At 40.6% G+C, this 8,243-nt stretch carries 9 protein-coding genes and 1 pseudogene; 4 read left to right on the forward strand and 6 right to left on the reverse strand.

Going from position 1 to position 8,243, the window contains the following annotated elements; genetic code table 11:
- Nucleotides 1-137 precede the first annotated feature (137 nt).
- Nucleotides 138-995, reverse strand: coding sequence for a 16S rRNA (cytidine(1402)-2'-O)-methyltransferase (gene rsmI / locus L652_RS0120215; RefSeq protein WP_024595588.1), 858 nt, complete (start codon nucleotides 993-995; stop codon nucleotides 138-140).
- Nucleotides 996-1,056: 61 nt separating this feature from the next.
- On the opposite strand from rsmI, the gene L652_RS0120220 reads away from it, so the two are divergent.
- Genes L652_RS0120220 through dolP form a run of 4 tightly spaced genes read left to right on the forward strand, consistent with a single transcriptional unit; the run spans nucleotide 1,057 to nucleotide 4,515 of the window.
- Nucleotides 1,057-2,934 carry a penicillin-binding protein activator gene (locus L652_RS0120220; RefSeq protein WP_024595589.1) on the forward strand — a complete coding sequence of 626 codons (1,878 nt, stop codon included), beginning with the start codon at nucleotides 1,057-1,059 and terminating at the stop codon, nucleotides 2,932-2,934.
- A gap of 24 nt (nucleotides 2,935-2,958) precedes the next feature.
- Nucleotides 2,959-3,330 carry a YraN family protein gene (locus L652_RS0120225; protein ID WP_002957970.1) on the forward strand — a complete coding sequence of 124 codons (372 nt, stop codon included), beginning with the start codon at nucleotides 2,959-2,961 and terminating at the stop codon, nucleotides 3,328-3,330.
- A 32-nt stretch (nucleotides 3,331-3,362) separates the two neighbouring features.
- Nucleotides 3,363-3,956, forward strand: coding sequence for an SIS domain-containing protein (locus L652_RS0120230; RefSeq protein ID WP_002957968.1), 594 nt, complete (start codon nucleotides 3,363-3,365; stop codon nucleotides 3,954-3,956).
- Nucleotides 3,949-4,515 carry a division/outer membrane stress-associated lipid-binding lipoprotein gene (dolP, locus tag L652_RS0120235; protein ID WP_024595590.1) on the forward strand — a complete coding sequence of 189 codons (567 nt, stop codon included), beginning with the start codon at nucleotides 3,949-3,951 and terminating at the stop codon, nucleotides 4,513-4,515. The genes L652_RS0120230 and dolP overlap by 8 nt, the downstream gene beginning before the upstream one ends.
- Nucleotides 4,516-4,576: 61 nt before the next feature.
- Here dolP and L652_RS0120240 read toward each other — a convergent pair whose 3' ends face one another.
- The 5 genes and pseudogenes from L652_RS0120240 to petA all read right to left on the reverse strand — a co-directional run.
- Nucleotides 4,577-5,014, reverse strand: coding sequence for a ClpXP protease specificity-enhancing factor (locus L652_RS0120240; protein WP_002957966.1), 438 nt, complete (start codon nucleotides 5,012-5,014; stop codon nucleotides 4,577-4,579).
- Nucleotides 5,014-5,640, reverse strand: coding sequence for a stringent starvation protein SspA (sspA, locus tag L652_RS0120245; RefSeq protein ID WP_002957965.1), 627 nt, complete (start codon nucleotides 5,638-5,640; stop codon nucleotides 5,014-5,016). Before sspA ends, L652_RS0120240 begins: the two co-directional genes overlap by 1 nt.
- A gap of 80 nt (nucleotides 5,641-5,720) precedes the next feature.
- Nucleotides 5,721-6,475: pseudogene (locus L652_RS01000000124210) on the reverse strand (cytochrome c1).
- Complete coding sequence (locus tag L652_RS0120255; protein WP_002957963.1) at nucleotides 6,472-7,737, reverse strand: cytochrome b N-terminal domain-containing protein; 1,266 nt, start codon at nucleotides 7,735-7,737, stop codon at nucleotides 6,472-6,474. The pseudogene L652_RS01000000124210 and the gene L652_RS0120255 overlap by 4 nt, the downstream one beginning before the upstream one ends.
- A partial coding sequence (petA, locus tag L652_RS0120260) for a ubiquinol-cytochrome c reductase iron-sulfur subunit (protein WP_024594715.1) occupies nucleotides 7,737-8,243 on the reverse strand: 507 nt, incomplete at its 5' end. The genes L652_RS0120255 and petA, both read right to left, overlap by 1 nt.

Genomic DNA, 8,243 nt, shown 5'->3' on the forward strand with positions numbered 1-8,243 from the left:
CCCCCCAGCCGTTAGCTGGCACTCTGCCCTATGGAGCCCGGACTTTCCTCCCCCTGATCATTTTCGTCACAGGCAGCGATCATCTTGGCTGACTCGGCGCGCAGTATACATGAGGCTAATACTAAGCGCAGTAAAATTTACTCTTTTTCTTCAATAATTGTTTTATATAAAGCGTTTTTCTTCATACCAAAGTATTCGGCTACAACGCCACAGGCTTTTTTCATTGGCATTTCACTCTCAAGAAGTGCCAGCATTTTGCGCGCTTCTGGCGGAACATCGTCTATTTGCTTTGGTTTACCCGCAAGCATAAGCACTATTTCGCCGCGCTGCTTGGTAGGATCATCAGTTAAAAATTGTTTAAGCTCACTTACACTACCATTAAAAAATGTTTCAAAGGTTTTGGTTAGCTCTTTAGCAAACACGACTTGCTGCTCATCACCAAGGGCTAGTGCTAAATCATCAAGGCTTGCCATAATACGGTGCGTACTTTCGTACATTATGCTGGTAATGCCTGAGTTAACAGCTTCGGTAAAAAAGTCTTGGCGAGCTTTGCTTTTAGCTGGCGTGAAACCAATAAACTGAAAGCGGTCAGTTGGTAAGCCTGAACAACATACGGCTGTAATTGCAGCACATGCACCTGGAACAGGTGTAACATGAGCGCCTTGTTCGCGACATAGATTTACCACAGCGTAGCCTGGATCACTAATTAGCGGTGTACCAGCGTCAGATACTAAAGCAATATTCAAACCTTGATTAAGTTGATCAATAATTTGCTGTGCTTTTTGCTTTTCGTTGTGGTCGTGTAATGCAAACGTTTTTGCCTTAATTCCAAAGTGGCTAAGTAGCTTGCCGGTATGGCGAGTGTCTTCAGCAGCTATTAAGTCAACTTGCGATAATGTCGCAATGGCACGGTGACTTAAGTCGTCATAATTGCCAATTGGGGTGGCAACAATGTAAAGAGTGCCAATTTTCTGTGAATTCTCCTCATTTAACATTGAGGTCTCCTGCGTCAGTCAGTAATATAAGCAAATCGCGTTAACGTATTGGGAAATCATTGTGCGACTTAAACTAGTTAGTCTATTAATTATATTGTCAGGGTTATCGGCGTGTAGCACAACCGAAAAACCAACTAAAAACAGCGATAACGTAAGTAACCGCACTAATGCTCTGCAAAATCAGGCAACCAGTGCGCAATCTATCTACCAATTGGCGCAAAACCGCCAAGGTGCCGATAAAATACAGTTATTGTATAGTGCCCGTGATGCTGCGATTAGTGAGCAAAATTGGCCTTTGTTAGAGAAAATTGGTAATGAGCTTGAATTAACCGCAAGTGTTGATCAAATCCAAAACCGTCTTTATATTGCATTTGCACAAAAACAACAGAATAAGAATGATCAAGCTTTGGTGATTTTACAATCACTAGACGGACAACTTACTCAACCTGAGCATTTTGCATGGCATCAGTTTTTAACAGCCAGTATTTATGCATCGCAAAATTTTCCTAAAAAAGCTGCCCCCTACTTCTTTAGAGCCTCTGAAACAGCAACAAAAAACAATATAGAAATCCCTCAGCTCAATCAAAATTTGTGGGATAACTTAAAACAGCTCTCTTCATATGCGCTTGAACGTTTTAACCGTGGTTCGGTTATCCAGCAAGGCTGGGTAAACCTTGGTCTATACTATCAAGTATATGCAAGTAGCGGCGTGGAGCTAGACCAAGCAATTAATAATTGGCGCAGACGCTATATTGGGCATCCGGCTTTTTCTGTATTACCTGTACAGGACGAAATGCTTACTGAGCTCGCCCCTATTAATATAGAGCGTTTAGTTGTGTTGTTTCCACAATCAGGCCCTAACGAACGCTTAGGTGATGCGCTTAAAGCCGGTGTGTTAGCTGCACTTGATACGCGAACTATCAACGACACTATTTTTATTGATGAAAACCTAAGCACTGAGGAAATCGCAGCGCAACTTGAAGAAATAAAGCCTGATTTTGTAATTGGTCCTCTACTTAAAGCAAATATTGATAAACTAGCCAATGCACAAACTCTTATTGATACTCCGGTACTGCATTTAAACAATTTTGATGGTGAGCGCATTTCGCTTCAGCATTATTACTTTGCATTGAACCCTGAGCACGAAGTACAGCAAGCTCTGGAACACTTTTTAACTAAGGGCTATCAAAAGCCTATGCTGCTTGCGCCAAATAATGCAAATGGCCAACGTTTAGTTGATTATTTTAACCTACAGTGGCAACGCTACAGCGAAACCAAGCCACAAATCGGTTTTTATAACGATAAAAAAGATATGCCGAACACAATTACCAGCTTATTAGAAGTTGATAAGTCAAAAGATCGCATACAAACAGTTAAAGCATTATTTAAGCAAGAAGTAGAAAACGAAACGCGTTCACGCAGTGATATAGACGTTATTTATATTTTGGGTGATGCAATAGAAACTCGCTTAATTAAACCTTACCTTGATGTAAACGTCAGTACATTTGCTGATCGTATCCCACTTTATGCAAGCTCTAAAAGTCATAGTAAACAAATTGACAGTACAGACAAAGGCGACTTAGACGGCCTATACTTCACTGAATTACCGTGGATGCTTGATTCACAAATTAAACAACATAATTTACGCCAGCAGTACAACTCTCTATGGCCTGAGCAAATTGATATTAGCCAACGCTTATTTGCAATGGCGTACGATGCAGTATCAATATTACATGACATTAGACAGTTAAGCGTAATGCCAGGCAACCAATATAGTGGTTTAAGCGGTAAGCTATCTGTTAATACCAGCGGCCATATAGAACGTATGCTCGACTGGGCTCAATATACAAACCGTCGCATTAAGCCTGTGCAATTAAAAACACAACGCCCGGTACCATTGTTTATGCAATCAGCGGGTGATATACAAACTATAAATTAAACTTTATTAAGTTAAGGGGGCGGCATGTCGTGGTTTAAAGAGCTGTGGCACAATAGTCGCGAAAAAGGCCAGTATTATGAGCTTGAAGCGCAAAAATACTTAGTTACTCAGGGCTTAACACCCATTGAACGTAATTATTACTGCCCCTTTGGCGAGCTTGATGTCATTATGAAGGAAGGCGACACCCTTGTATTCATTGAGGTCAAGTTTCGCAAAAATAATGCCCGTGGCGGTGCCAACTATGCACTTAGCCCACAAAAACAAGCTCGATTAAAACGTAGTATTTATCATTACTTAGCAGCTAAAAATTTAACTAACCAAGCACTAAGAATTGATTATGTAGCCATTACAGGAGAAGCATCTCCTAATATTAATTGGCTTAAAAATGTATTTTAAACGCAAATACAAAGATAAATTATTGGTAGGCTATGCAAGACACAATTAAAGAAATTTTTACAGAAAGCATTCAAGTTCAAATCGCTGCTGGTGAAGTGCTACCTAGTGCGCTTGAGTCAGCTGCATTTACTATTGCACAAAGTCTGATCAACGGAAATAAACTCATTTGCTGCGGTACTGCTAATTGCCACATGCTCGCCCAGCACATGGCGGGTGTATTGGTTAATCACTATGAAACCGAGCGTCCTTGTTTGCCGGCAATTGCTCTATCGCAAGAAAACGTTAACCTTGGACAAAGTACTCAGGTAGACGATCACGATACATTTGCTCGTCAAGTCCGCGCTTTTGCCCAGCAAGGTGATTTATTGCTTGTACTGGCTATTAACGGTAACGAAAAACATGTTATTTCTGCCGTTGAAGCTGCACTAACTAAAGATATGAAGGTCATAGTTATGGTTGGTGATGATGGTGGCGAGTTGGTTGGCCTACTTGGCCCTAACGATGTTGAAATTAGATCCCCATCTAAACGCCCTAGCCGCATTATCGAATCCCATTTAGTTAACTTACATTGTTTAAGCGAACTTGTTGATTTAACGCTTTTCCCTCAGGATGAAAATTATGTTTAAACGCTCTCTTATTGTTTTAGGTACTGTTGTATTACTACAAGGCTGCGCAGCTGCTGTTGTTGCAGGTACAGCCAGTGCAGTAACTGCAGCGAACGATCGCCGTACCATTGGCTCTCAAATTGACGATAACAATATTGAAATAAAAGCGAGTATTGCACTTAGCGAAGTAGAACGCCTTGAAAAGTTTGCCAATATAAGCGCTGTAAGCGTTAACGGTATTGTTTTACTTGTAGGCCAAGTATCTAATGAAGAAATGAGAAAGGAAGCACAGCGTACCATTGAGGACGTTTCAGGTATTCGTAAGATACATAACCAAATTCGTATTGGCTCAAATATTGGCATTACTACACAAACGCATGACTCTTGGTTAACTTCTAAAGTAAAAGCTCAGCTACTAACAGCAAAAGACATTAGCAGTAATAACATTAAAGTAGTTACTGAAAACGCTGAAGTATTTTTAATGGGTTTAGTATCTGACTCTGAGTCTACTCAAGCTGTAAACATTGCCCGAAATGTATCTGGCGTAGAGCGTGTAATTAAAGTATTTGAATACTTGTAAACACAAAATACAGACATAAAAAAACCGCTTATTAAGCGGTTTTTTTTTTTGCATTTACTTATTATTTAATAACGCGTAAATGAGAGCCTTTTTTCTTCTGTGGCTTTTCTGGTGGTGTTTCATCAATAAATTCAGCTGATGAATCAACACTTTCAAGCTCAGGCACAAAATCGTCTTCGTCCTCTAAAAACTCATCTGCAGTAAAGACTGTTCCTTCGCCATTTTCACGCGCGTATATTGCAAGCACAGCACCTAGAGGCACATACACTTGCATTGGCTGACCACCAAAGCGCGCATTGAAGCTAAGTTGGGTTAAGTCTAACGAAAACTGTGTGACCGCTGATGGACTTATGTTTAAAACAATTTGTCCGTCTTGAACAAACTGTGTTGGCACTTGTACATTTGCAAACCCAGCGTCTACCACTAAATGCGGTGTACACTCGTTATCGACTATCCAATCAAAAAAAGCACGTAATAAATAAGGACGATTAGGCGTCATTATAAACGGATCTCACGCTCAGCTTCAGTTAAAGAGGCTTGGAATGACTCACGTTCAAATAAACGGATCATATACTCTTTAAGCTCTTTAGAACCTGCACCATTAAGCTCAATACCAAACTCTGGTAAACGCCATAATAGTGGAGCTAAATAACAATCTACTAAGCTAAACTCTTCACTCATAAAGTAAGGTGCTTCGCTAAAAATAGGTGCTACAGCAAGTAATGCTTCTGTTAGCTCTTTACGAGCTTGAGCAGCATCTGACGTGTTGTTACTGATTTTGTCAGCTAGGCTGTACCAATCAGTATCAATACGATGCATCATTAAGCGGCTACGACCACGCATTACCGGGTAAACAGGCATTAGTGGAGGATGAGGAAAACGCTCATCAAGGTATTCCATGATGATGTTTGCCTGGTATAAACCAAGCTCACGGTCAATCAGTGTTGGCACTGTGCCGTAAGGGTTAATTTCGTGAAGTGCTTCTGGCAAGTTATCTTTTTCAGCCAAATGAATATCTACACTTACACCTTTTTCCGCAAGTACAATACGTACTTGGTGGCTATACATACAGTTAGCACCAGAAAAAAGGGTCATTACAGGGCGCTTATTGGCAGCTACGGCCATGCCTATACCTCCATTAAATAACTAAAACAGCAAAAGGGGCTTAAGCCCCTATTGCAAAATTACCTTTAAAAATGTTCAACTTAATGAACATCTCTCCAGTATTCTTTCTTAAGCATAAATGCCAAGATAAATAGAATTATTAAGAATCCTATTACCTTAATACCTAGCGCTTCCGATTCAAGACGTGAAGGTTCACCCACGTACTCAAGGAAGTTTGTTAAATCACGAGCCGCTTGGTCGTATTCATCTACGCTTAATTCACCCGTACCATCAGTTTCAGTAGCAATAACTTTGGTCACAGTGTGGCCATGTTCTTCTACTTCTTTAGTGATAGGCGTTGGTAAACCTTGTAGTTCTTGAAGAACATGAGGCATACCTACCGATGGAAAAACAATATTGTTAACTCCAAACGGGCGAGATTCATCTTTATAAAACGATTTTAGGTACGTGTAAATATAATCTGGTGATTTTACACGTGCAATAAGAGTTAAATCCGGCGGAGCCGCACCAAACCATTTTGCTGCATCGTCTTTTGTAATTGCGTTTGTGATATGGCNTGGCTACCGACTTTAGAGCCGTCAAAAATTAACTGCTCTAAACCAACTTCTGTTGGGATACCGATATCACGAAAAGTACGCTCATAACGTTGATACTGCATTTGGTGACAACCAAGACAGTAGTTCATGAACAACTTTGCACCGCGTTGTAAAGATGGTTGATCAGTAAGGTCGTTATTCGCTTCCATTAAAGGAACCGACGGACCTGCTGCCATAACCATGTTAGGCAACAAGTTTACTGATAAAGCAAATAAACCAATAATAAGCTTCTTCATCATTTCGTTAACCTCTCTGGCAATGGCTTAGTTTTTTCGTTCTTACTGTATACAAACAACAGTACGAAGAACATAAAGTAAGTCACAGTACAGATTTGAGAAATAATCGTTTTCATATCAGTTTGTGGAGTTGCACCCACCCAACCAAGAAGAACGAAAGTTACAACAAAGCCTGCAATGTTCCATTTATGGAAACCACAACGGTAACGAACCGATTTAACTCTACCACGGTCAATCCAAGGTAGTAATGCAAGTACTACAATCGATGCACCCATCGCCGCAACACCGATTAGCTTATCAGGGATTGCACGTAAGATTGCATAGAATGGCGTAAAGTACCAAACCGGGAAAATATGCTCAGGTGTCTTAAGTGGGTTAGCTGCCTCGAAGTTTGGACCTTCTAAAAAGAAGCCATTCATCGCCGGCATAAAGAACACAACCCAACAAAACAGTATTAAGAAACCAACCACACCCACAATATCTTTAACTGTGTAGTAAGGGTGGAACGGTATCGCATCAACAATGTCTTTTTTGTTAGTGTAATACTCATGGAATTTAAATTTAGGCTTATCTTCTTCAGCTACTGAGCCTTTCTTACGTTTAATCTCAATACCTTCAGGGTTATTTGAACCCACTTCGTGTAGAGCAACAATGTGTAAGAAAACTAAGATTACAATAACCAGTGGTAGTGCAATTACATGTAATGCAAAGAAGCGATTAAGCGTTGCACCTGATATTACGTAGTCACCACGGATCCAAAGTGTTAAGTCATCACCAATAACCGGAATAGCACCGAATAATGAAATGATTACTTGTGCGCCCCAGAACGACATTTGGCCCCATGGTAATAAGTATCCCATGAATGCTTCAGCCATTAGCGCTAAGAAAATGAACATACCAAATAACCACAGTAATTCACGCGGTTTTTGGTAAGAACCGTAGATCATGCCACGGAACATATGCATATATACAACGATGAAAAACGCTGATGCACCTGTTGAGTGCAAGTAACGTAGTAACCAGCCATATTCTACATCACGCATGATGTACTCTACCGAGGCAAAAGCACCTTCAGCAGACGGAACAAAGTTCATCGTCAACCAAATACCTGTTAGGATTTGGTTTACTAGTACTAACATGGCTAGTGAGCCAAAAAAGTACCAGAAGTTAAAGTTTTTAGGTGCTGGATACTGTGCAATGTGCATGTTCCAAACACGTGTCATTGGGATTCGGTCGTCTATCCAACCAATAATCTTACCAAACATTAGGCTACCCCTCTTTCTTCGCCCACTAAAATAGTGGTGTCATCTAGAAAAGTATAAGGTGGTATTTCTAAGTTTAATGGTGCAGGTACCGATTGAAATACTCGACCAGCCATATCAAATTTAGAACCGTGGCACGGGCAGTAGAAACCGTCATCAGTCCCTTCTACTTTCTCACCAAAATTACCTTGTAAAAAGCCTGGTGAACATCCTAAATGCGTACAAATACCTACAGCCAAAAATATTTCTGGACGTAATGAACGGTAATCATTTGTTGATGATTCTAATTGTTGTGGCTCTTGCGATTGCGGATCACGAAGTTGACCTTCATGTTCTTTCATCTGCTCAAGCATTTTTGGGGTACGTGATACAACCCATACAGGTTTACCACGCCACTCGACACGTATTAATTGTCCAGGCTCAAGTTTGCTGATATCTACTTCTACAGGCGCACCCGCAGATTTAGCTCGCTCACTTGGATTCCAAGACGCAATAAAAGGAACAGCAGC

Source organism: Pseudoalteromonas sp. TB25 (genome assembly GCF_000497995.1).
Lineage (GTDB): Bacteria > Pseudomonadota > Gammaproteobacteria > Enterobacterales > Alteromonadaceae > Pseudoalteromonas > Pseudoalteromonas distincta.